This is a genomic window from Caproiciproducens sp., from assembly GCF_053840905.1.
In genome coordinates, this window is record NZ_JBNLXQ010000020.1 from 1 (window position 1) to 23,881 (window position 23,881).

The window sequence follows — 23,881 nt, forward strand, 5'->3', positions numbered from 1 at the left end:
CTATAATGTCCCGTTGCACATGATTGGTGACCTCGTCGCTCCCCACACGGGAGCGTGGACTGCTTCTGCTCTTTCTGTTTTTTACACTTCACGATCCACCGCTTTTTTTCGTGATCTACCTTTTCTGCAGACTCAGCGATATTCTGGACGTACATGTCGCGCGGAAAGCAAAAATAACCATATCCGTTATCCTGTGGATCGGGGAAAAGGGCCGGGTGTATACACAGATTTTGATGTTACAGCCACCAAGCGGAAAAACCATGAATCAACATAGAAAAAAGGCCGTAAAAGCGGCCTTTCCCATTGTAAAATATTGTCTTGTACGGCGGCCGTCAGGCCGTTTTCTTTTTATAAACGCTATTCCCTGGGCTTGATTTTCAGATAAAGGCTGAGCGCGATTCCAAGCAGTATGCACAAAGCGGCTGTAAGCATTCCAACAACATAGACGGGCATCTGATTCCCGATAATATAAACATTCCTGCCGCCGTAGCCGGCTGCATTGGGCTGGGCAGCCGTCGGCGCCGCCTGCGGCTGAGCCTGATTTTCCGCTTCCGCAGCCGCCGAAAAACCGTCTTCCTCCCGCGCCGTCGTCTCCGCCGTTCCCTTTTCGGACAGTTTTGCCTGATTGGAAGCCGTTTTTTCCTGCCCGGATGCCTTTCCAGCGGAACGCGGCGGGTCCGAGCTGAGCCCTACAGCCCCGGCGGGCTTTTCGGCCCGGCTGACGAGGACGACATACTGCACCTGATTTGTTTTATCGGCGGAAGTGACCGTCGCGACAATGGGCGTATCCGTGCCGGGCCTGAAAAGGGATTTCCGATTGATTTTGACCGTCCCGCCTTCTTCCGCGCGGGCGTAAAATTCCACTGACTCCACCGCGTAACCGACGGACAGCCGGTATCGATAGACGTCGGGGGAAAATTCCGGCACCAGTTCGCCGTTATACGGGGCCAAACGGGAAAGCGCCGCCTCGTCGGAGGGCTCTTCCTCCGGCGGCTCGATGGAAACGGTCAGGTTTTCCTCAATATCCACATCCAGCTGCTTCGCCGCATAATTGCAGACTTCGTCGATATGCGCGTCGATCACTGTATCGCCCGAAGAAGCGCCGTCCCTGACCTGAAACACAAAGGAAATGATATTCCCGGAAAGCTGCGGCGCGGCGCCCTGATCCACATTGCACACATATACGCTGCAGATCGGGTTCGACACGCTGTTTGTGACCATCGTCCCGCTTTTGATCTGCGAGGACGTCTCGGTACGGACAAAGCTGAGCGCTTCGGCGTGATACCTAATCCGCATCCGGAATCCGGCCGCGGTGTCGGGAACCTGTCCCGCGTTGATCTGCAGCTTGACCAGTTCCCCGCGCGCGGCGGAGGGCTTGTCCACGCTGTATGTAAAATAGGGTACGGTAGCGGCATACGCAGGAATCCGTAAAAGGACCGGAAGCAGAAGCAAAAGCAAAAAAGCGCGAAAATTCTGTTTTTTCACGGACGGCTCCCCCCAACGGCAGATAGACAAAAACCAGCTGAGCTGGTTTTCCGGCAAAGCTGATTTTTAAAAAGCATTTGGTTTGTCAAGCGGTAACGGTCTGCCCCACTCCGTTCGCGCGCAGATCGCGTAAGAGTTTTTTACGCAGGATCTGCAGCCGGAAACGGTTGTACCGCTGGATGATGGCAAAGGGCAGGTTCCCGAGCATAATCAAAAAGGAAAATACGATTCCCACCAAAAAAGGGTTGATCAGCATGGTAACGACAATACAGATACAGTTTTTCAGATGTACCCACTCGCCCCTGCAGGTTTCAAAAATAAACTCGTCGACGTAATCAATGGAAATATCCGTAAGATGCTCTTTGGAAAAGCCGTCTTTGCCGATATGCTGCGGCACCCTGTCCTTCCAAAGCTGGATCTTCAATTTATCCCTGTACCAACGCCCGCCGTGTTCCCATTCCTTCGGCGCGTAACGCTCCTTCCGGGAAATGGAATGGGGAAGCTTGACACCGGCCAGAAAGACCGTCAAATGCCAGACGCCGATAATAAAAAGATTCCATAGAAACATGTTGAGAAATGACAGATTTTTCAGCATTTGTAATCCCTCCCCTGCAAAAATGAAAGTCCGGTCAATCATAATATGCATGTGATAATATTAACATATACATATTATAATACAATTTACAGGCATGTGCAAGATGAAAGCCGGTCAGCGCTCCCTGTATTTTTTGACAATCATGTTCGCGCATTTGTAAACGTCGCCGCCGCCCAGGGTAAGGATCAGATCGCCGTCCTCCGCGTTGGCGGTCACGTACTCCGTGATTTCCTCAAAGGTTTTAAACCATATGCTGCCCGGGATTTTGTCGGCCAGATCCTTTGCGTAAATATGGTAGGTGTTCTCCTCGCGCACCGCGAGGATTTCGGAAAGGACAACCCTGTCCGGGATGGAAAGCGCCTTTGCGAATTCGTCCAGAAGCAGGTAGGTCCTGGAATAGGTGTGGGGCTGGAAAACCGCCCACACGCGCCGGAAATTCATTTTCATGGCGGCGGAAAGGGTCGCCGTCAGCTCCGTGGGGTGGTGCGCAAAGTCGTCGGCGACCGTAATCCCGCCAAACGTGCCGAGGATTTCAAAACGCCTGTGGACGCCGGTAAACTGGTGCAGGCTTTCCGCGATGATGTCTGCCTTCACGCCCATGCTGTCCGCCGCGGCAAACGAAGCCAGCGCGTTGTAGATATTGTGCTTTCCGGGGATACTCAGCGTTACATCCGCGAGCTTTTCCCCGTTTTTCATCACCGAGAAGCATTCCCTCGCCCCTTTTGTGTCCGCGATATGGTCGGCGTAATACTCGTTGGACGGGTTCAGGCCGAACGTAACGACGGACGCATTTTTTATGCCCTCCACCGCCTTCATGGTGTTGGCGTCGTCGCCGTTGACAATGAGCGTCTTTGACGTCTGGAGCGCAAACTGGTGAAAGGATTTAATGATATTCTCCACCGTTCCGAAATAATCCAGATGGTCGGCGTCTATGTTGAGGATGATCGACGTTTCGGGGTTCAGCTGCAAAAAGGTGTCCACATATTCGCACGCCTCGCAGACGATGGTGCCGGATTTGCCCACACGCCCGTTCCCGCCGATCAGCGGGAGTTTTCCGCCGATCACGGCCGAGGGGTCTTTTCCCGCGTGAAGCAGAATCTGGGTGATCATCGCGGTCGTGGTCGTCTTGCCGTGCGTGCCGGAAACCGCCACCGGGTGCGGATAGCGGCGCGTCACCATGCCGAGCATGACGGAGCGCTCCACGACCGGGATTCCCTTTTCGCGGGCGGCGGCAAGCTCCGGGTTGTCGGCCTTGACGGCCGCCGTGTACACGAGCATTTCGGCGTCGCCTATGTTTTCCGGCCTGTGACCCATTGAGACGGGAATTCCGTAGGAACGGATCCTGGCGAGCGTATCGGACTCGCTGGTGTCCGACCCGGTCAGTTCATAGCCGCGGTGGTACAGGATTTCAGCGATCGGGCACATGCCGGAACCGCCGATTCCCACAAAATGTATTTTCTTAACCTTGGATAAAGTATCTTGATAATCCATGCTTGTTGAGCTCCTTAAAATGAGATAATGTGACAGCGTTTCCAATTCAGCCGCAGCGTTTTTGGTTAAATCGCTCCCCACCTTCCGTGGGGAAAAAACCGTTCGGTCCCGTGACCCGGCGCAAAGGAAACCGCCGCAAAATATGGATCCTCTCTATTATATTGCCATACCTGTTTATAATAAACATTTTTTCGGATATTTGCAATAAAAAATAAAATCAAAACGGAAAACCGAGCAATCACAACGGGCGTTCCATCTCCATAATATGGGGAAAGAAGTTTATGGAGGTTTGTACAATGGTCGATATCAACAGTTTCGGCGTACTGGGCGGCGACAAACGCCAGATTGCGCTGGCCGAATCCATCGCGTCGGACGGGTACACCGTCTATGTCTACGGATTTGACAGCATTGAATTTTCCAAGGACGTAAAAAAAGCGGATCTTGAGGAAATGATCCTCCGGTGTGAAAATATTATCCTTCCGCTGCCGGTCACGGCGGACGGCAGTCATCTGAATATGGTTTACAGCGAAAACAGCATCGAGCTGAACGACAGCTTTGCGGAACGGATGAGGAACAAACAGGTTTACGGAGGAATGATGGGAAAGCTTTACCCGACCAGCGACGTGTGGGATTCCATCGACACCTACGATTATTATACCCGGGAGGAATTCGCCGTACACAACGCCGTTCCCGCCGCGGAAGGCGCGATCGAGATCGCGATGCGCGAATACCCCGGCACCGTCAGCCAGAGCAGATGCCTTGTCGTCGGCTACGGAAGAATCGGAAAGATCCTGGCGATGATGCTGCGCGGGCTGGGCGCCACGGTGACGGTGAGCGCCCGCAGATATTCCGATATCGCCTGGATCGAATCCTTCGGGTATTCCTCCGCCCTGACGGACAAAATCTGCGACAAGGATCAGTACGACGTTATTTTCAACACGGCGCCCGCTCTGATATTCAACCGGCGCATGCTTTCGAAGATGCGCTCCAAACCGCTGATCATCGACCTTTCGTCCCCGCCCGGCGGCGTCGATTACGATGCCGCGCAGAAATTCGGCATCAGGGCGATCCACGCTCTTTCCCTGCCCGGAAAGGTCGCTCCGAAAACCGCCGGTGAAATCATCAAAAATACCATTTATAATATGATGGAGGAGTGAAAGATGAAAAGCCTTACTTTCGGTTACGCCCTCTGCGGTTCCTTCTGCACCTTCGACAAGTCGATCGAGCAAATCCGCGTCCTTGTGGACGCGGGATACGACATTCTGCCGATCATGTCGCAGAACGCCGTGACGACGGACACCCGCTTTGGAAAAGCGGACGATTTTATCTGGGAGATCGAAGACCTCTGCGGTAAAAAAATCATCAAAAGCATGGTGGAGGCGGAACCCATCGGGCCGAAAAAGATGGTCGACCTGATGATCGTCGCTCCCTGCACCGGCAACACGCTGGCCAAAATCGCGAACGGGATCACCGACACCACCGTGACTATGGCGGTGAAGTCCAGCCTGCGCATCGCCAGGCCGGTGCTGCTGGCTCCCGCCACGAACGACGCGCTCGCCGCGTCGGCGCAGAATATCGCAAAATTACTCAATACCAAAAATATCTATTTCGTTCCTATGAAGCAGGATGATCCGGGTAAAAAGCCGGCCTCCGTGGTCGCGGACTTCAGCCTGATCCAGCCCGCGGCGCTTGCCGCGCTGGAGGGAAGGCAGCTTCAGCCCATCCTGCTGTGAGGATGGATATTCATAAATATTTATGCGGATTTCTTGTAAGTTAGTCAATAAATGTGATATGATAAAACAATGAAACAGAGGTGAGAGGAATGCTGTACTGCCCTAAGTGCCAACTGCTCATCGACAGCGACGCCGACCGCTGCGCCGCGTGCGGTTCCAAAAAGCTGCGGGAGCCCGGACCGGACGACCCGGTGCTTTTGCTGACGACGGACGAAACGAATACCACCATGATCCGGTCCGTCTTTCAGGAAAACGGAATCGTATTTGTCGAGCAGGACAGCGGCTTCGGTTCGCCCCCCTCCATATTGCTTGGAAGCAGGCCGTTTTACGGGAACCGCAATATTTTTGTGGCTTTCCGGGACCTGGATACCGCCAAAGAGCTGCTGAACGGGATCGGAATCGCGGACGCGCAGGACGCGAAGCTGGAAAGCGGCTCCCCTGCGCCGGAAGAAGAGCCCGAACCGGAAGAAGAACCGATGAGTTCCCGCAAGCGCTTTTTCTGGCGGATCGTTTCGGCAATGATGTTTATTCTGATCGTTTGGGGCGTTGTGGCGGCGGCCGACTTTCTGGCCAACGCGCTGAAAGCGTTCTTCACAAAAGGCGGATTTTAAAGTGAAAGGAAAATTCCATTGAACCATTACCATCTTGATACGGACTGCATCCACGCGGGCTACGAACCGGGAGACGGAGAACCGCGCGTACTGCCCATTGTGCAGAGCACAACCTTTAAATACGACAGCGCGGAAACACTCGGCGAGCTGTTCGACCTGAAGGCCGACGGATTCTTTTACACCCGCCTGGGCAACCCGACCATTGACGCGGTGGAAAAAAAGATCGCCGCCCTGGAAGGCGGCGTCGGCGCGCTGCTGACCTCCTCCGGTCAGGCGGCTTCCCTGATATCGGTGCTCAACATCTGCCCCGCGGGCGGCCACGTGGTCTGCTCCAGCGCAATTTACGGCGGCACCTTCAACCTGTTTGACAAAACCATGCGCGAAATGGGACTGGAATTCACGTTCCTTGCCCCCGGCTGCACGAAGGAAGAGCTGAACGCCGCTTTCCGGCCGAACACGCGCTGCGTATTCGCGGAGACGCTGACCAATCCTTCGCTCGTCGTAACCGATCTGGAGCTGTTTGCGAAAGCGGCGCACGCGCACGGCGTCCCCCTGATTGTAGACAACACCTTCCCCACTCCCATCAACTGCCGCCCGTTCGCTTTCGGCGCCGACATCGTCACCCATTCCACCACGAAATACATGGACGGCCACGCCGTTCAGGTCGGCGGAGCGATTGTGGACAGCGGGAATTTCAACTGGGAAAACGGAAAGTTCCCCGGCCTAACCGAGCCGGACGAATCCTATCACGGAATCGTCTACACAAAGCAGTTCGGCAAAGCGGCTTACATTGTCAAAGCCCGCACGCATCTGATGCGGGACCTTGGCGCGCAGTCGAGCCCGAACAACGCGTTCCTGCTCAACCTGGGGCTGGAAACGCTCGCGCTCAGAATGGAACGGCACTGTTCCAACGCGCTCGCCGTGGCGGCGCATCTGGAGCAGAACGACAAAATCGCGTGGATCAACTATCCCGGCCTGAAAAGCAGCCAATATTACGAGCTTGCGAAAAAATATATGCCAAACGGCACCTGCGGCGTGATTTCCTTCGGGATAAAGGGCGGGCGCGAAGCCGCCGCCAGATTTATGGAAGGCTTAAAGCTCGCGTCCATCGTCACCCACGTGGCGGATCTGCGCACCTGCGTGCTCCACCCGGCCAGCACGACCCACCGCCAGCTGAGCGACGAGCAGCTCCGGGAGGCGGGCGTCGCCCCCGACCTGATCCGGCTGTCGGTCGGCATCGAAAACCTCGCGGATATCCTTGAGGATATCGACCAGTCGCTGAATAACCTGTAAATCATAACATACGAAAAGGCGGGGCAGCTGCTCCGCCTTTCTATATTTAACCAAATTTGCTGAATCGGGAACTCCCTCAGCAAATTCCCGCCTTCCCCCGTACGTTCGTCAATGAAAACCACGAAGGTACCGTGCCACATAGAGACATTTTGGGGATACCCCGGGGGTCCGGGGGGATTTTATGGAACCCTCCCGCCGTTACTTAGAACGACGGAATTAGCGATCCATTCATCTTTTTGCTTGCAGTCGAGTCCGCCGTAGGCGCTTCCCGACCGGTAGGTCCGGCAGCCTGCGCTTCAGTTAAATGTATAGAGCGATTGATACGGGTTCTTCGTATTGGGCGTTAATACATAGAAGCTTTTGGAAAGCACTTCCCGCTTATCGATATGGAAAATACCGCAGAACTCGTCGAGATAGCCGTCGATTGCCGCCATGTCCTCCGGGGAGGCGGGGGCCGCCTGCACCTGCTTCGGCAGATCCTCCGGAAGCGCCTCGCAGCGGAGGTAAATTTTTCCGCCGTGCATTCCTGTTCCGCAAAGGCTGCCCACGGGCACCTTCTTTTCGGAGCCCAGGCCCAGCACGACGATGGTGCCGCCCGCCTGGTACTCGCCCAGAAAGCTGCCGGTCTCGCCGCCGATCATGATCAGCGGCTGGTGCGTCTGATACGCCTTCATATGGATGCCCGCGCGGTACCCCGCGCTGCCCCGCACGAGGATTTTCCCTCCGCGCATCGCGTAGCCGGTGGCGTCGCCGCTGGAACCGCTGATGATGATGGTCCCCTCGTTCATGGTGTCGCCGGTGGCGTCCTGCGCGTTGCCGTTTACCCGGATGGTGGCGCCGTTCAGATAGCAGCCCAGGTCGTTGCCCGGCACCCCGTTGATCGTGATGTTTTTTCCGCTCATGCCGGAGCCGATGTAGCGCTGCCCAAGGCAGTTTTCCACCGTGATCTCCGTTTCCGAGGAGACACGGATTTCGTTGTTCAGGTCTTTGAAATGTTGATGGTCCGCATTGATTTTCATTCTTTGACACCTCCGAGCTTAACGGCCCTTTCCGACGCGGTAAACGCCATGAGCTGCGGTTTTTCCTTAATCAGTTCGTAATCGACGGTGTCGAGCGGAGTCCTTTCGCGGATCAGCGAAGTGTAGATTCCCGCCCTGGCGACGTCGCCGATCAGGATGAAGCCCTTTAACAGATTGTCTTTCGAGACCAGCTTTTTATAGGTCCGTTCGGTCCGCACCACATAGGCTTCTCCGTCGTAGCTTCCGGCGGTGATGATATGCAGCCCGAAAAATCCGATCGCGTTCATCGGGATAGCCTTGTCGTAGACCTTTTCCCCGCCCGCCATATTGATGCCCGCGGCCTCTCCCTGCATATACGCGTTGGGCAGAAGGGCGAGCACGCGGTACTGGCCGGAGGTGATGTCGTAGCTTTCACTGCAGTCGCCCGCCGCGTAAACGCCGTCCAGATTCGTGGCGCAGTGGATGTCGGAAACGATTCCCTTATTGACCCTGCAGCCGATGTCCGCGGCAAGCTTCGTTTCCGGGCGGACGCCAACCGCGACAATCAGGACGTCGAACTCCAGCTTTCCGCCGCTTTTCAGCAGAGCGGAATTTTTGGTAAACTGCGCGACGCTGTCGCTGAGGATAAAGGTTACCCCCTGCCCCTCAATATGCTTCTGCACGATTTCGGAGCCTTCTTCGTCGAGGATGCTCGGCAGGATGCGGGGCGCCAGGTCCACAACGGTAATCTGCTTTACCCTGCCGCGGATCCCCTCCGCGCATTTCAGGCCGATCAGGCCCGCGCCGATAATCAGCACGCGGCTTTCCTGATCGATGACCTTCTGCAGGGCCGCCGCGTCGTCCAGCTTCATAAAGCTGAACGAATGCTCCACTTCCTCCAGCCCCGCCATGGGCGGAACAAAAGGGGAGGAACCGGTCGCGAAAAGCAGCCTGTCAAACGCGACCCTGTCCCCGCTGTCCAAAAGGACTTTTTTATTTTCGTAATCCACACCGGTAACCGTAACCCCTAAAAGCGGGGTCACCCGGTTTTCTTCATAGAAGCTGTCCGGGCGGTACTTCATGCGCTGCCGGTCGGTTTTTCCGTAAAGGAGGTAGGAAATCAGCGGACGCGAATAAACATGATGCGGCTCTTTGGAAATCACCGTGATGTTTCCGGCCTGATCCACGGAGCGGATTCCTTCGACGCAGCCGACCGCCGCGGCCGAGTTGCCGATAATGACATAATTCATTCTGCTCACCTCTCCTCAAAAACGATCGCCTTGTTCGGGCAGCCCCGCACGCACGCCGGCTCTCCGAAGCTGTTGTTCGTGCAAAGCTCGCATTTCTGAATGACGCTGCCGTCGTTCCCCGGCATGATCGCGCCGTAGGGGCATATCATAATGCAGGTGTAACAGCCCACGCATTTGTCCTTATCGACCTCAATGACGCCGTTATCCACGCTGAGCGCGCCGGTAATACAGCTTTTCACGCAGAGCGGCTCCGTACAGTGACGGCAGGAAACGGCAAAGCTGATCCCCTGGTTTTCCTCGATCCGTATCCTCGGGTTGATATGAATATCCTTGAGCGCCTTGACCATATCGTCGCTGCCGGAATTGGCAAAAGCGCAGTTGTATTCGCAAAGATGGCACCCGAGACACCATTTCTCATTTACATAGATCCTTTTCATCGCTTATTCCCCCGCGTGCTTGATCCCAAGAATCTCAAGCTCTTTCCCGTTTAATCCGATTCCGCGAAGCATCAGGCGGTTGCCCTTGAGCGCTTCGATCGAATTGATTCCCATGCCGCCCATCATTTCCTTGATCTCGTGCTGCCACGCGGTGACAAGGTTGACGAGGCGCTGATAGCCGATATCGGGGTTCAGCCGTTTGACGAGGTCCGGCCGCTGGGTCGCGATGCCCCAGTTGCATTTGCCCGTCTGGCAGCTGCGGCAGAGGTGACAGCCGAGCGCCAGAAGCGCCGCCGTCGCGATATACACCGCGTCCGCGCCCAGAGCGATGGCCTTGACGATATCCGCGGAGTTGCGGATGCTGCCGCCGACGACAAGGGAAACGTTGTTGCGGATTTTCTCCTGGCGGAGCCGCTCGTCCACAGCCGCGAGCGCAAGCTCGATCGGGATACCGACGTTGTCACGGATTCTGGTCGGGGCGGCGCCGGTGCCGCCGCGGTAGCCGTCGATGGCGATGATGTCCGCCCCGCTGCGGGCAATGCCGCTGGCGATGGCGGCGACATTGTGCACCGCCGCGATTTTTACAATGACCGGCTTTTGATAGTTGGTGGCCTCTTTCAGGGAGTAAACCAGCTGGCGGAGGTCCTCGATCGAATAGATGTCGTGGTGGGGCGCGGGGGAAATCGCGTCCGAGCCCTCCGGGATCATTCTGGTGCGGGAAACGTCGCCGACGATCTTCGCTCCGGGCAGATGCCCGCCGATTCCCGGCTTCGCGCCCTGACCGATCTTGATTTCAATTGCCGCGCCGGCTTCCAGATAGTCCTTATGTACCCCGAAGCGTCCGGACGCAACCTGCACGATGGTGTTCGCGCCGTACCGGTAAAAGTCCTCGTGCAGCCCGCCCTCGCCGGTATTGTAGTAAATGCCCAGCTCCTGAGCGGCCCTCGCAAGGCTTTCGTGCGCGTTGTAGCTGAGGGAGCCGTAGCTCATCGCGGAAAACATCACCGGCACGGAAAGCTCCAGATTCGGGGGCAGGTTTTCCGTGTTGAGGCTGCCGTCCGCGTTGCGCTCCAGCTTTTCCGGCCGCTTGCCCAGGAAGGTTTTGGTTTCCATCGGCTCGCGCAGCGGGTCGATGGACGGGTTCGTCACCTGCGACGCGTTGATCAGGATCTTATCCCAGTAAACCGGATACGGCTTCGGGTTGCCCATGGAGGAAAGCAGCATGCCGCCCGTCCCGGCCTGGCGGTATACCTCGCCGATGACCTCGTTCGTCCAGTTGGCGTTCGTCTTGAAGGTGTGATCGGACTTTACGATTTTCAGGGCCCTTGTCGGGCAAAGCGCCACACAGCGGTGGCAGTCGACGCACCTGGACTCGTCGCTCTTCATCAGATTCAGCTCCGCGTCGTAGGAATGCACCTCGTTGGCGCACTGCCGTTCGCACACGCGGCAGGCAATGCAGCGCTGCGGATTGCGGATCACTTCATATTCAGGATATAAAAAATCGACAGGCATTACGCATCCACCCCCTCGTTCAACGTGATGACGACCGGTTCTCCGCCTCTGGGGGCGAAGGTTCTGTCCGGGTCCGGCTCAATCGCGCGGATCGCGCATTCCTCGCTCGCCACATAGGCCATGCCGCCCTTTTCGGCGACGACCATGGAGCGCAGCTTCAGACGGTCGTTCAGCGCCATCATGCCGCCGCTGAAGCCCAGCAGAATGGAGAACGGGCCGGTAATCAGCAGGCTGGAAAACACGTTTCTCAGGTAGGTGAACTTTTTGCGCTCCGCCGCCGGCATCCGGTCGATCTCACTCCAGAACGGGGCGGCGATGACGTCCGCGGCCTCTTTCAGGCTGAGCCCCTGTTTCCGGTTCAGGTAATCGATAATATAGGTAATCACTTCGGTATCGGTCAGAAGCGTACATTGGTAGCCGAACATCTCAATGAAGCGGCGGTTCGCGTCGTAGGAGGAAATTTCACCGTTATGTACAACGGAATAGTCCAGCAGGGCGAACGGGTGCGCCCCGCCCCACCAGCCCGGCGTGTTGGTCGGGTAACGCCCGTGCGCCGTCCAGCAGTAGCCCTCGTAGTTTTCCAGACAGTAGTATCTTCCCACATCCTCCGGGAAGCCGACCGCCTTGAACACGCCCATGTTCTTTCCGCTGGAAAACACATAGGCGTCCCTGATCTGCGTGTTGATCTTTACCACGCAGCGCGCGACGAATTCCCTTTCGTCCAGCTGCGTATCCTTGAGCAGCTTTTCAAACGGCAGGCCGAAATAGCGCCATATTGCGGGTTCATCCGTAATTTCCGGCATTTTTCGGGTCGGGATCTTTTCCGCGACCGTCACGTCGAAGTTCGCCATGATCTCTTTTTCGCATTCCTCTTTGGCGCGGACGCTGCCGTAGAAGACATGGAACGCGTACAGCTCCCTGTTCTGCGGATAAATTCCGTAGGCCGCAAAGCCTCCGCCCAATCCATTGCTGCGGTCGTGCATGGCGGCAATGGAGCGAATGATGGCCTCGCCATTCATTTTCTTTCCGCTGCGCGAAAAAATTCCCGATATGGCGCAGCCCGAAGGTATCCTTACATCTCCCTCTGATTGCATAAAAACTGACCTCCCTGCAATTTCGTACTCCGACGCATTTTATGCCCCGTCGGCAAAAATTGCGAAATTCACAGCTTTCGGCTGTTTACTGAATTTGCGTTTTTTTATAATATAATGTTTAGGCTGTAATGTCAATAGATTTTGCATAATTATGGTATTAAAGTTGCAGGTTATTACGATTTTTCATAAAAACTCATTCCGATCAGGATGGTTATGCATTTAATATTATGAAATCCTGCAAATTTTTATTTTTTTATTGACATTCCGCCCCGGCTGTCATATAATAAGCACATAGCAGCAAAGGCGCTGTAGGGATTTGCCCTATAGCGCCTTCTTTTTGTAATTTATGTAGGGAGTGATTTTCATGAGCAATATTCCTGAAATGTTCGGCAGCATGGTTTTCAACGATACAGTCATGAAGGAAAGACTGCCAAAGGACACTTATAAGGCTCTGAGAAAGACCAGGGAACAGGGAAAGCCGCTGGATCTGCAGGTCGCGAACGTCGTTGCAAATTCGATGAAGGAATGGGCGGTGGAAAAGGGCGCGACCCACTTCACCCACTGGTTCCAGCCGATGACGGGGATCACTGCGGAAAAGCACGACAGCTTTATCTACCCGGTGGAAAACGGCAAGGTCATTATGGAATTTTCGGGGAAGGAACTGATCAAGGGCGAACCCGACGCTTCCAGCTTTCCGTCCGGCGGGCTGAGAGCGACCTTTGAGGCAAGGGGCTACACGGCCTGGGACCCTACCAGCAATGCGTTCATCAAAGACGGCTCCCTCTGCATCCCCACCGCGTTTTGCTCCTACGGCGGCGAGGCGCTCGATAAAAAGACCCCCCTGCTGCGTTCCATGGAAGCGATCGACAGGCAGGCGATGAGGATCTTAAAGCTGTTCGGCAACACGGAGGCTCACCGGGTCATCACCACGGTAGGGCCGGAACAGGAATATTTCCTCATTGACAAGGCGATGTACGAAAAAAGAAAAGACCTGATCTACACCGGCAGAACGCTGTTCGGCGCGAAGCCCCCGAAAGGGCAGGAGCTTGAGGACCACTATTTCGGCGTGATCAAGCCGAGAGTGTCCGCGTACATGAAAGAACTGGACGAAGAACTCTGGAAGCTCGGCATTTTCGCCAAGACAAAACATAACGAAGTCGCTCCTTCCCAGCATGAACTCGCTCCCATTTTCACTACAAGCAACGTAGCTTCCGACCAGAACCAGCTCACCATGGAGATCATGAAGAAGGTCGCCACAAAGCACGGCCTGACCTGCCTGCTCCATGAGAAGCCTTTCGCGGGCATCAACGGAAGCGGCAAGCACAACAACTGGAGCATCTCGACCGACACCGGCGTAAACCTCCTTGAGCCGGGCGATTCTCCCCGCGAGAACGCGCAGTTCCTCCTTTTCCTCGCCGCGATCATCCGGGCGGTCGACGAGCATCAGGACCTGCTGCGCATCTCCGTCGCAAGCGCGGGGAACGACCACCGCCTGGGCGCGAACGAAGCTCCCCCGGCGATCGTCTCCATGTTCCTGGGCGACGAGCTGGCCAGCGTGCTGAAGTCCATTGAGGACGGTTCCTCCTATCATCAGCAGGACAAAGTTTCCATGAAAATCGGCGTCGACGTTCTGCCCGGTTTTCCAAAGGACTCCACGGACCGCAACCGCACTTCCCCGTTTGCCTTTACCGGCAACAAGTTCGAGTTTCGCATGCTCGGCTCCACCGTTTCCATCGCGTGCCCGAACATCATGCTCAACACGATCATTGCCGACGCCCTGTGCGCCTTTGCGGACGAGCTGGAAAAGGCCGGCGATTTCAACTCCAAGCTGACTGAGCTCATCAGGGATACGGTCAAAAATCACGGCCGCATTATCTTCAACGGCAACAACTATTCCGAAGAGTGGGTGAAGGAAGCGGAAAAACGCGGCCTGCTGAACCTGCGCTCCACCGCGGACGCGCTGCCGTACTATATCAGCGACGCCAATATCGCCTTATTTGAGAAATACAACGTGCTGACGAAAACGGAAGTTCATTCCCGCTATGAAATCCAGCTGGAAAACTACTGCAAACAGCTCCACATCGAAGCGCTGACCATGGTGGATATGATCAAAAAAGACATTCTTCCGGCGGCCTGCTCCTATATGAAGGACATCAGCAAGGAGGCCATCAACAAGAAACAGCTCTGTGCGGACATCTGCTGCGAACTGGAAGAGACTCTGCTGAAAAAGCTTTCCGACCTCAGCTCCGACCTGTACAAGAAAATGCTTGTTCTGGAAGAGACCGTCGTACCGGAGAAAGAATTCAAGGATGTTCTGGAACAGGCAAAATACTACCGCAATACGGTTTTCGAGGAGATGGAAGCGACCCGTGTCATCGCGGATGAAATCGAAAGCCTGGTCGGCGCGAAATACTGGCCGTACCCGACCTACGGCGACCTGCTTTTTAGCGTGATGTAAAAAGCGGGTACGGCATTGGCTTGCGGGGGTATATTAAAAACCGGATCAATTGATGCACAAAGGCGTGTATTCTGTTTTAGCTTGCAGAATACACGCTAATTTTTTAGAGGAGGCAACACGCATGGCTCAAGTATTCTCTTCCGTTGATACAATCTGGGTACTGCTCGGCGCGGCCCTTGTGTTCTTTATGCAGGCGGGCTTCGCAATGGTCGAAACCGGCTTTACGAGGGCAAAAAACGCCGGCAATATCATCATGAAAAACCTGATGGACTTCTGCATCGGCACTCCTATTTACTGGCTTTTCGGTTTCGGTCTGATGTTTGCCGGAACGGCGCCTTTCATCGGCGGGTTTGATTTCCTGACAAGGGGCGATTACGCCGCCAGCCTTGGGCTGACCATTCCCACTGCGGCCTACATCATCTTTCAGACCGTTTTCTGTGCGACGTCCGCAACCATTGTTTCGGGCGCGATGGCGGAAAGAACGAAATTTATTTCCTACTGCATTTACAGCGCGTGTATCAGCGCGTTTGTCTACCCCGTTTCCGGGCACTGGATCTGGGGCGGCGGCTGGCTGGCGCAGCTCGGCTTCCACGATTTTGCGGGCTCGACCGCAGTCCATATGGTGGGCGGCCTTGCGGCGCTGATCGGAGCTAAAATGCTCGGCCCCCGTATCGGCAAATATGATAAGGACGGCAACCCAAAGGCGATTCCCGGCCACAGTCTGACCCTTGGCGCTCTCGGCGTATTCATTCTCTGGTTCTGCTGGTTCGGCTTTAACGGCTGTTCCACCATTTCCATGACCGGCGACGATATCCTTGCCTCCGCCGGCGGCATCTTTGTCACCACCAACCTCGCGGCGGCGGTCGCGACCGTAACAGTGATGATGATTACCTGGATCCGTTATAAAAAGCCCGATGTGTCCATGACCCTGAACGGCTCTCTGGCGGGCCTTGTGGCGATTACCGCGGGCTGCGACGCGGTCTCCCCCGTCGGCGCGTTCTTTATCGGGCTGATTGCCGGCTTTATCGTTGTATTCGGCATTGAATTTATCGACAAGGTTTTAAAAATAGACGACCCGGTCGGCGCGGTCGGCGTGCATTTTCTGAACGGAGCGAGCGGCACCATTTTAACCGGCTTCTTCGCGGTGGACGGCGGTCTGCTTTACGGCGGCGGCTTCCGGCTCCTTGGCACACAGATTTTGGGCGTACTCGCCGTGTGCGCATGGGTTACCGTCACGATGCTGATTATTTTCACCGTGATCAAAAGGACAGTCGGTCTTCGTGTGGATCCGGAAGAAGAAATCATGGGTCTGGATATCAGGGAACACGGCATCGTCAGCGCATATGCCGACTTTCTTCCGATGGACGGTCATGCTTTATTCAGCGAGGCGGATTTTCTTCCTGTTGATGAAAGCGTTCCGGTTTCGCATTATCCTGCAGCGCCCGCCGTTTCTTCCACTGTCACCGGTAAAAAGATGACAAAAGTCGTGATGATTTTCAACAAGGGCAAGTTTGAAGCGATGAAGGAAGCAATGAACGAAATCGGCATCATGGGGATGACCGTCACCAATGTTCTTGGGTGCGGCACACAAAAAGGAAATACGGAATATTACCGCGGCGTCAAGATAAAAGAGATCAACCTCCTGCCGAAAATCAAGCTGGAAATCGTCGTCAGCGCCATTCCGGCAGAAACAGTGGTGGACACTGCGAAAAAGGTTCTGTATACCGGAAAGATCGGCGACGGAAAAATCTTTGTCTACGATGTGGAAAATGTAATCAAGGTCCGCACGGGCGAAGAGGGATACGACGCCTTACAGGGCGAATATTAATTCAGAGTACAAGATCTTTACATATCTTCCTATATAAAGCGGGCGGTCTGTCATTCCGGCAGGCTGCCCGCTTTATATTGCCTTGATTTTATGAACATTCTTTGAACTCTTTGTATTATCCGGTCTATTTTATACAAAATATGTTATAATTTTAATCAAATGCGTATTCTCACCATGAATGGATGACTGGCTGGTTTGAAAGCTGAAAATATAACATGAATGAAAGGAAGTTGAGAATGAATGGAGTAATGACCGAAAAACTGAAAGAATCCGTGCAATCCGTCCTGCCTGTCGGCATCATCGTTTTTCTGCTGAACATTACAATCGCGCCCATGCCCACAGGCACTCTGATGATGTTCCTCACCGGAATGGTCCTGCTGATCGTTGGGATGAGCATTTTCACCCTGGGCGCGGAAATATCGATGATCCCCATGGGAGAAACCATCGGCTCGGTGCTGACCAAGTCGCGGAAGCTCTGGCTGATGGTGGTAAGCAGCTTTGTCCTGGGCGTCGTGGTGACGGTGGCGGAGCCGGACCTGCAGGTGCTGACCAAACAGGTGCCCGCCGTGCCGGACGCCGCTTTGATCGCGTCTGTCGCGTGCGGGGTGGGCATTTTCCTGGTGCTTGCGCTTCTGCGCATCCTGTTCCAGATGAATCTTTCCCACGTTTTGATCGTCTCGTATGTTTTTGTATTCGTAATAGCCGCGCTGACGGCCCCGGACTATCTGGCTGTCAGCTTCGATTCCGGCGGCGTGACCACCGGGCCGATCACCGTACCCTTTATTCTGGCGCTGGGCTCGGGCATTTCCGCGGTGCGCGGCGGCAGTACTGCGGAGGAGGACAGCTTCGGGCTGTGCGCCCTGTGTTCCATCGGCCCTATTCTGGCGGTGCTGATCACGGGGATGTTTTTCGACCCCTCGGGAACGGGGTTCGCGTTTGAGTCCGCCGCCACCGTAGACAGCGTCGGCGAGCTGATCGCGCTGTTTGCAAACGGCTTTCTTCAGTTTTTCAAGGAAGTCTGTATTGTTCTGCTTCCCATTATCGTGATTTTCGTATTCCTCCAGTTGATCCATCTCAAGCTCCCGAAGACCAAGCTGATCCGCATTATGGTCGGGATTGTGTACACGCTCGTCGGGCTTTCGGTCTTTCTGACCGGCGTCAACATCGGCTTTATGCCCGCCGGCACCTACCTGGGGCGTTCCATTGCGTCCCTGCCCTACCGCTGGATCCTCATTCCGCTGAGCGCGGCGATCGGGTGCTGCGTCGTCTTTGCGGAGCCCGCGGTTCATGTTCTGAACAATCAGGTGGAGGACATCACCAGCGGCGCGATCTCCGGAAGGATGATGATGGTCGGCCTTTCCATCGGCGTTGGGCTTGCGCTTGCCATGGCCATGATCCGCATCATGGCGCAAATCCCCATCTGGTTCTTCCTGCTTCCGGGTTATGCCGTTGCGCTGGCAATGACCTTTTTCAGCCCGAAAATTTTCACCGCCATTGCTTTCGACTCCGGCGGCGTCGCGGCCGGGACCATGGCCGCGGCGTTTCTGCTCCCGTTTGCCTCCGGCGCGTGTGAAGCCATGGGCGGCAATATTATGACGGACGCCTTCGGCATTATCGCCATGGTGGCCATGATGCCGATCATCACCGTACAGGCAATCGGTATTATTTACCGGATCAAGCTCGACCGCGCGGAAAAGGCGGAGGAAGCGGACGGCGCCCTGCCGGAGGAAGAGGTCCCATCGCCCGAATTCCCGGAGGAAAATCCGGAATTCCCCAAAGAATCGGAGGAAAATAAGGGAAAAATGGAAAACCCTATTGCAAATTCCGAGGAAACCAGCGAAAATAGAACAGATGGCGACAATTCGTTGGAAAGGGAGGAATGAAATGACGCAGACAAATACCGGATCGGAATCGACCGTACTGATGATCACGATTCTTAACCGGGGAAACGGCAAAAAAATTGCAGGTCTGTTTTCCGGCAGAGGTGTGCGCCTGAATTTCCTGGCTTTGGGAAAAGGAACCGCGGATTCAAAAATCCTGTCCTACTGGGGCCTTGGCGAAACGGAAAAAGACGTTCTGTTCAGTGTGATGCCCGAGAAAACAGCCGAAAGCTTTATGGAAGAACTGAATGAAAAAATAGGCAGGCCCGGAAGCGGCATTGCCATGACCATACCGATCAGCGGTGCCGCGGGATGCAGGGAAGAGACTCTCTGCCATACCGTATTACAGAAAACAGGAGGGAGCTTTATGGACCAGTCCTTTGAACACGCGCTCATCGTTGCGATCGCCAATCAGGGTTTTTCAGATGAGGTGATGGATGCCGCAAAAGCCGCGAAAGCGACCGGGGGTACCGTGATCCACGCGCGGGGCGCCAGTGTGAAAGATGCCGAAAAATTCTTCGGCATTACGATTCAGCCGGAAAAGGAATTGATTCTGATTTTAACAAAAAGCGAGCACCGTGAAGAAATCATGCAGGCGATTACACGCGAGAAGGGCCTTCATACGGACGCCAAGGCCATTGCGTTTTCCCTGCCGGTCAACGGGGTAGCGGGGCTGCCTGCCTTATAGTCGCCATAAAAACCAGTCGTACCGGCAGGAAGCCTCCCGGACAGACGGCCGAATCCGGCGGAATTCCGGCGTTTTCGCCGCAGTAACAGTATTTTTTATTGTAAATTATACAGTTTGTATCATTTCAATGCGCAATCAAAGGCAAAAAGACGAAAACCTGCTGAAACAGCGGGTTTTCGTCTTTTTGATGCGACCAGGCCTGTAAGCCGAGTTCTGTCGTGAACAGCCATCTATCTTGGCCGGATGTTGCCATCGCGGCTCAGTGCCACCTTCTCGGGACGCGCCGGGCCGGCGCATAAGTCCCTCTGCGGTGTTGCTCCGAATAGGGTTTGCAGAGCCGCGCGGTCTCCCGCGCGCTGGTGAGCTCTTACCTCGCCTTTCCACCCTTACCGTTACCGGCGGTATATCTCTGTTGCACTTTCCCTGGGGTCGCCCCCGGCGGCCGTTAGCCGTTATTCCGCCCTGTGGAGCTCGGACTTTCCTCGGGCACGTCCTTTCGGACTGTGTCCGCAGCTGTTCAGCCTGCTCGCTAAACTATTTTAATCGATGGAGGGCCGTCTGTCAACTGCAGATTATGGAAGCGGCCTTCCGCCGGCTGAAAAACGAATCCGATGCCGGCCGCCGTTAAAAGCTGTGCTCGGAAATCAGGCGGTTTTTCTCGTCCCAAAGCTTCTGCGATAAATCCACATAATACTGGTGCGGATTTTCAAAACGCTTCACTTCGTCCCAGAGCGTGTCTACCTGCTGCAGGCAGTATTCCTTGATTTCGTTCAGGTCGCGCGGCTTTGTCAGGCTCTTTCCGTTTTCAAACAGCTTCTGGCGCAGTTCCACCGCGCGGAAATTTTTGACGATTTTCCGCTTCCAGATATGCTCGGGGTCAAACAGCTCGTACGGCTTGGTGTCGTCGATCACTTCTCCGTGCAGAGTAATCAGGTCGGCAATCGCCTTGCCGCTTTCCCGATCGAACAGCCTCCAGAGGTTTTTAAAGCAGGGAATGGTAATTTTTGCCACGTTCTCGCTGATTTTAATCTTCGGAATGACATTCCCCCGCGCGTCCTCAACTCCGCTCAGCTTGTAAACGCCGCCGAAAACGGGCTCGCTGGCCGCGGTAATCAGGCGCTCGCCCACGCCGAAGCTGTCCACACAGGCACCTTGCATCAGCATGTCGCGTATTATATACTCATCGAGGGAATTCGACGCGCAGATCTTGCAGTCCTCAAATCCGGCGGCGTCCAGCATTTTTCTCGCTTTTCGGGAAAGATAAGTAATGTCGCCGCTGTCAATGCGGATTCCCGCGGGGCGGAACCCGAGGGGGAGAAGCTCCTCGTTGAACACGCGGATCGCGTTGGGAATGCCCGATTTCAGAACATTGTAGGTATCGACCAGCAGGGTGCACTGGCTCGGATATTCCCGGGCATAGGCGCGGAAAGCCTCCAGCTCGCTGTCAAACAGCTGGACCCAGCTGTGCGCCATGGTGCCCAGCGCCTTTACGCCGTAATCCCGTTCACAGAGGGTGCAGGCGGTCCCGCAGCACCCGCCGATATAGGCCGCCCTGGCCCCGAGAACGGCTCCGTCCGGTCCCTGCGCGCGGCGGGAACCGAATTCCATGACCGCTCTTCCCTGCGCCGCGCGGACAATCCTGTTGGCCTTGGTGGCAATCAGGCTCTGGTGGTTAATGCAGAGCAGGATCATGGTTTCAATGAACTGCGCCTGGATCACCGGCCCGCGCACCGTAACGATGGGCTCGGTCGGAAAGATGGGGGTTCCTTCCGGGACCGCCCACACGTCGCAGGCAAACCGGAAGTTCTGCAGATAGCGGATAAAATCCTCGTTGAAAATTTTGCAGTCCCTCAGATACTGAATGTCCTCTTCGGTAAACTTCAGGTTTTCCAGATACTCCACGGCCTGCTGGACGCCCGCCATGATCGCGTAACCGCCGTCGTTCGGCACGCGCCGGAAAAACATGTCGAAATAGACGACGGTGTCCTGATAGCCGTTTGTAAAATAGCCGTTGGCCATGGTGATTTCATAAAAATCGGTCAGCATGGTCAGGTTGGTTTTGAATCCGTTCTGTTCATTCATCCTGTTCAGCTCCAATAAATTATTAAATTTTGCTGTAACTCCACCTGTGCTGGTTATCATATTATAGAACAGCAGTAAAGCGACGGATACCGTAACGGCATCCCGGGTTTATAGAAAAATCTCTTTCTGAAAATTACAATAAATTATAAGCCATATGAAGAATATTATAACAAGGTTAAGGCAAAATAACAATTAAGAAATGCAAATATGATGAAATCATAACTATTTTGAAAAATATTGGTTCATTATGTGAAAATTTTTTATATTTTATTGCATTATAGACAATAAAATATTATACTATATGACATTAACAGAGTTTACGCTGGTAAATTTCCAATGTTTTGTAAATTTCCAGGAAATTTTGTTACAGGCGCTGTGCAGATGGAATATGTATGTGCGTAAAAAATATTTCGTGGGGAGATGAATTCAGTGAGATTACGCAAACAGGCACTTGGAACCCGTAATTTAGTCGGTGCGCGTGTGGAGATGGCACGCAAAAACCAGGGGATGAAGCAGAAAGAGCTGTTGGCTCAGCTTCAGGTTAATGGTGTCGATATGAACGCCTCCGGCTTGTCTAAATTGGAAGGCCAGATCCGCTATGTAACGGATTTTGAACTTTCCGCTTTAGCTAATATTTTAAATGTTTCAGTCGACTGGCTTTTAGGCCGCGAAAAATAATCGTATTTGAATAACGGGGCAGGTTGAGGCGCTTCGCGTTGAGCGGGGCGCTCTTTTTTTGCTTTCTTTTTTGCAAAAGATCGAATATAATGTTATCATATTACTATTTTGGAAGGCAAAAGGCAAGGAGGATATGATTTTGTTTGACAGGCGACAGCTTACCCGGTTAAAGCCGCTGCTGGTTTTTTTCGTAGGGTTTACTTTGCTTTTCTATTTTTTCGCGCTTACGCTGAAATTCACGTTCCCTTTTCTGGCGGGATTTCTGCTGGCCCTGATCGTACAGCCCGTCATCCGCCAGCTGAAAAAACGGATGCATTTCAACCCTTCGGCGGCCGCGGCGCTTTCCACGCTTCTGGTTTTTGCGGTGGTGTTCGGCCTTTTATTCCTGCTGGGTTACTGGCTGATTTATGAAATCAGCAACCTGCTGAACAATCTGACCGCGGACGTAGGCGCCCTGACCGCGCCGATCAACAGCCTGATCAGCATGGCGGGGGAGTATGTCAACCAGATCAATTCCAAATATATCGAGCAGAATCAGCAGCAGATTCTGAATATCGCCCAGTCCGGCGCCGGAATCGTAAAAACGGTCCTGGCGAGCGTGCTCACCTTTCTGACCTCCCTGCCGGCCATTTTCACCATGTTCATCGTCATGATTCTTTCCACTTACTTTTTTTCAAAGGACATGACTTCCATCAAATCGCACGTCATGTCGCTGTTTTCCCAGACCACCGCGCTCCACATCCGCTCCGCGTCGCGCCACGGAATGAATATGAGCGGAAAATACGTCGGCTCCTATCTGCTGATTTATTTCATCACCTTTGTGGAAACGCTGATCGTCTTTTCCGCGCTGGGGGTCCCGTACCCGCTCGTGCTGAGCATTGTGACCGGCATCGCCGACATTCTGCCCGTGCTCGGCCCCGGAACCATTTATATCCCCCTGACGCTGCTCTACCTTGTGAGCGGCAACTTTTTCAAAGCGGGCGCGCTCCTCATCTGCTGGCTGCTGATTACCGCCATCCGCCAGATCATCGAGCCGAAACTGATTTCCTCGTCGATCGATATCCATCCGCTGACCATGCTCGCGGCGATCTATTTCGCGCTGGTGGCTCAGAATTTTCTGATTCTGATCTACTTCTCCGCGCTTTTGATCCTTTACAAGATCCTCACTCAGATCGGCGCGCTTCCCACCCTGTTTGAAGCGAAGCCCGCCGCCGGCGAGGCCTCAAAATCCGCGCCGAAAAACGATCCGCCGCCACCGGAAATATAGCAGGTTTTTCTCCGCTGTTTTTCTATTATTGACATTTTTGTAATGATTATTGACTTGAGGAAGGTTGCATGTTATAGTCTAACTGTACTAACCTTAATAATACAGAAAATACAGAAGAGGTGAGGATGGTGTTCACACTCGATTATAAGAGCCGGCTGCCGATTTACGAGCAGCTGTACAGAAGCATACGGCGCATGGCCGCCGTGGGCGCTGTGGACCGGCGGGAGCCGCTTCCGAGCGTAAGGGCGCTGGCGCAGGAGCTGGGGGTCAACCCGAACACGGTGCAAAAGGCCTACCGGATGCTTGAACACGACGGCATTATCTGTTCCGTTCCGGGGAAAGGGTCCTTTCTTTCCGAGGACCTCTCCGCCATTTCCCAGCAGCGGGAAATCGCGCTGGAAAAGCTGGACGACGCGATCCGGTCCGCCGCGGATCTTGGAATCACAAAAAATCAAATCATTGTAAGGGTGGAAAGCATTATAAGCGGGAGAGGTGAGTGAG

The 23,881-nt window shown here is 54.5% G+C and carries 20 protein-coding genes and 1 other RNA gene; 11 read left to right on the top strand and 10 right to left on the bottom strand.

Annotation, left to right across the window (positions count from 1 at the left end; genetic code table 11):
- Positions 1-357 precede the first annotated feature (357 nt).
- From ACQGQ5_RS14760 to murC, 3 genes are all read right to left on the bottom strand, one after another.
- Complete coding sequence (locus ACQGQ5_RS14760; RefSeq protein ID WP_455737257.1) at positions 358-1,485, bottom strand: cadherin-like beta sandwich domain-containing protein; 1,128 nt, start codon at positions 1,483-1,485, stop codon at positions 358-360.
- A gap of 85 nt (positions 1,486-1,570) precedes the next feature.
- Complete coding sequence (locus tag ACQGQ5_RS14765; RefSeq protein WP_455737258.1) at positions 1,571-2,080, bottom strand: glycosyl-4,4'-diaponeurosporenoate acyltransferase CrtO family protein; 510 nt, start codon at positions 2,078-2,080, stop codon at positions 1,571-1,573.
- 114 nt (positions 2,081-2,194) lie between these two features.
- A complete protein-coding gene (gene murC / locus ACQGQ5_RS14770) occupies positions 2,195-3,571 on the bottom strand; it encodes a UDP-N-acetylmuramate--L-alanine ligase (RefSeq protein ID WP_455737259.1) in 1,377 nt (458 codons plus the stop codon).
- A gap of 296 nt (positions 3,572-3,867) precedes the next feature.
- On the opposite strand from murC, the gene dpsA reads away from it, so the two are divergent.
- From dpsA to ACQGQ5_RS14790, 4 genes are all read left to right on the top strand, one after another.
- A complete protein-coding gene (gene dpsA / locus ACQGQ5_RS14775) occupies positions 3,868-4,728 on the top strand; it encodes a dipicolinate synthase subunit DpsA (RefSeq protein WP_455737260.1) in 861 nt (286 codons plus the stop codon).
- A gap of 3 nt (positions 4,729-4,731) precedes the next feature.
- Positions 4,732-5,304, top strand: coding sequence for a dipicolinate synthase subunit B (locus tag ACQGQ5_RS14780; protein WP_455737261.1), 573 nt, complete (start codon positions 4,732-4,734; stop codon positions 5,302-5,304).
- An 89-nt stretch (positions 5,305-5,393) separates the two neighbouring features.
- Complete coding sequence (locus tag ACQGQ5_RS14785) at positions 5,394-5,915, top strand: hypothetical protein (protein WP_455737262.1); 522 nt, start codon at positions 5,394-5,396, stop codon at positions 5,913-5,915.
- Positions 5,916-5,933: 18 nt separating this feature from the next.
- Positions 5,934-7,208, top strand: coding sequence for an O-acetylhomoserine aminocarboxypropyltransferase/cysteine synthase family protein (locus ACQGQ5_RS14790; protein WP_455737263.1), 1,275 nt, complete (start codon positions 5,934-5,936; stop codon positions 7,206-7,208).
- Positions 7,209-7,504: 296 nt separating this feature from the next.
- Here the strand turns inward: ACQGQ5_RS14790 and ACQGQ5_RS14795 are convergent, their stop codons facing one another.
- The 5 genes from ACQGQ5_RS14795 to ACQGQ5_RS14815 are packed head-to-tail and all read right to left on the bottom strand — an operon-like array spanning position 7,505 to position 12,499.
- Entirely contained in the window at positions 7,505-8,227 is a 723-nt protein-coding gene (locus ACQGQ5_RS14795) for a GltB/FmdC/FwdC-like GXGXG domain-containing protein (RefSeq protein ID WP_455737264.1), read from the bottom strand.
- The gene (locus ACQGQ5_RS14800; RefSeq protein ID WP_455737265.1) at positions 8,224-9,456 is read right to left on the bottom strand and encodes an NAD(P)/FAD-dependent oxidoreductase; all 1,233 of its coding nucleotides are present in this window, start codon (positions 9,454-9,456) and stop codon (positions 8,224-8,226) included. The genes ACQGQ5_RS14795 and ACQGQ5_RS14800 overlap by 4 nt, the downstream gene beginning before the upstream one ends.
- 5 nt (positions 9,457-9,461) lie before the next feature.
- Positions 9,462-9,893, bottom strand: a complete 432-nt coding sequence (locus tag ACQGQ5_RS14805) for a 4Fe-4S dicluster domain-containing protein (protein WP_455737266.1) — start codon at positions 9,891-9,893, stop codon at positions 9,462-9,464.
- Positions 9,894-9,896: 3 nt separating this feature from the next.
- Positions 9,897-11,405 (bottom strand): glutamate synthase-related protein, encoded by a 1,509-nt coding sequence (locus tag ACQGQ5_RS14810; RefSeq protein ID WP_455737267.1) that lies wholly within the window; start codon positions 11,403-11,405, stop codon positions 9,897-9,899.
- The gene (locus ACQGQ5_RS14815) at positions 11,405-12,499 is read right to left on the bottom strand and encodes a class II glutamine amidotransferase (protein WP_455737268.1); all 1,095 of its coding nucleotides are present in this window, start codon (positions 12,497-12,499) and stop codon (positions 11,405-11,407) included. The genes ACQGQ5_RS14810 and ACQGQ5_RS14815 overlap by 1 nt, the downstream gene beginning before the upstream one ends.
- A 364-nt stretch (positions 12,500-12,863) precedes the next feature.
- Here ACQGQ5_RS14815 and ACQGQ5_RS14820 point away from each other — a divergent pair, with 364 nt between their 5' ends.
- The 4 genes from ACQGQ5_RS14820 to ACQGQ5_RS14835 all read left to right on the top strand — a co-directional run bounded on the left by ACQGQ5_RS14820 (position 12,864) and on the right by ACQGQ5_RS14835 (position 19,353).
- On the top strand, positions 12,864-14,957 hold the full coding sequence (locus ACQGQ5_RS14820; protein WP_455737269.1) for a glutamine synthetase III family protein: 2,094 nt from the start codon (positions 12,864-12,866) through the stop codon (positions 14,955-14,957).
- Positions 14,958-15,078: 121 nt separating this feature from the next.
- A complete protein-coding gene (locus ACQGQ5_RS14825; RefSeq protein WP_455737270.1) occupies positions 15,079-16,785 on the top strand; it encodes an ammonium transporter in 1,707 nt (568 codons plus the stop codon).
- Positions 16,786-17,021: 236 nt separating this feature from the next.
- Positions 17,022-18,668, top strand: a complete 1,647-nt coding sequence (locus ACQGQ5_RS14830) for a DUF1538 domain-containing protein (RefSeq protein ID WP_455737271.1) — start codon at positions 17,022-17,024, stop codon at positions 18,666-18,668.
- 1 nt (position 18,669) lies between these two features.
- Complete coding sequence (locus ACQGQ5_RS14835) at positions 18,670-19,353, top strand: P-II family nitrogen regulator (RefSeq protein ID WP_455737272.1); 684 nt, start codon at positions 18,670-18,672, stop codon at positions 19,351-19,353.
- Positions 19,354-19,539: 186 nt separating this feature from the next.
- Here ACQGQ5_RS14835 and rnpB read toward each other — a convergent pair.
- Both rnpB and ACQGQ5_RS14845 read right to left on the bottom strand, forming a co-directional pair.
- Positions 19,540-19,882: RNase P RNA component class A (gene rnpB, locus ACQGQ5_RS14840), an RNA gene on the bottom strand.
- Between the two features lie 95 nt (positions 19,883-19,977).
- Entirely contained in the window at positions 19,978-21,435 is a 1,458-nt protein-coding gene (locus ACQGQ5_RS14845) for a nicotinate phosphoribosyltransferase (protein WP_455737273.1), read from the bottom strand.
- A gap of 420 nt (positions 21,436-21,855) precedes the next feature.
- Between ACQGQ5_RS14845 and ACQGQ5_RS14850 the strand changes: the two genes are divergently transcribed.
- The 3 genes from ACQGQ5_RS14850 to ACQGQ5_RS14860 all read left to right on the top strand — a co-directional run bounded on the left by ACQGQ5_RS14850 (position 21,856) and on the right by ACQGQ5_RS14860 (position 23,880).
- A complete protein-coding gene (locus ACQGQ5_RS14850) occupies positions 21,856-22,113 on the top strand; it encodes a helix-turn-helix domain-containing protein (RefSeq protein ID WP_038325855.1) in 258 nt (85 codons plus the stop codon).
- A gap of 139 nt (positions 22,114-22,252) precedes the next feature.
- Positions 22,253-23,380 carry a sporulation integral membrane protein YtvI gene (gene ytvI, locus ACQGQ5_RS14855; protein WP_455737274.1) on the top strand — a complete coding sequence of 376 codons (1,128 nt, stop codon included), beginning with the start codon at positions 22,253-22,255 and terminating at the stop codon, positions 23,378-23,380.
- Positions 23,381-23,505: 125 nt separating this feature from the next.
- Positions 23,506-23,880, top strand: a complete 375-nt coding sequence (locus tag ACQGQ5_RS14860) for a GntR family transcriptional regulator (RefSeq protein ID WP_455737275.1) — start codon at positions 23,506-23,508, stop codon at positions 23,878-23,880.
- Position 23,881: the final 1 nt, after the last annotated feature.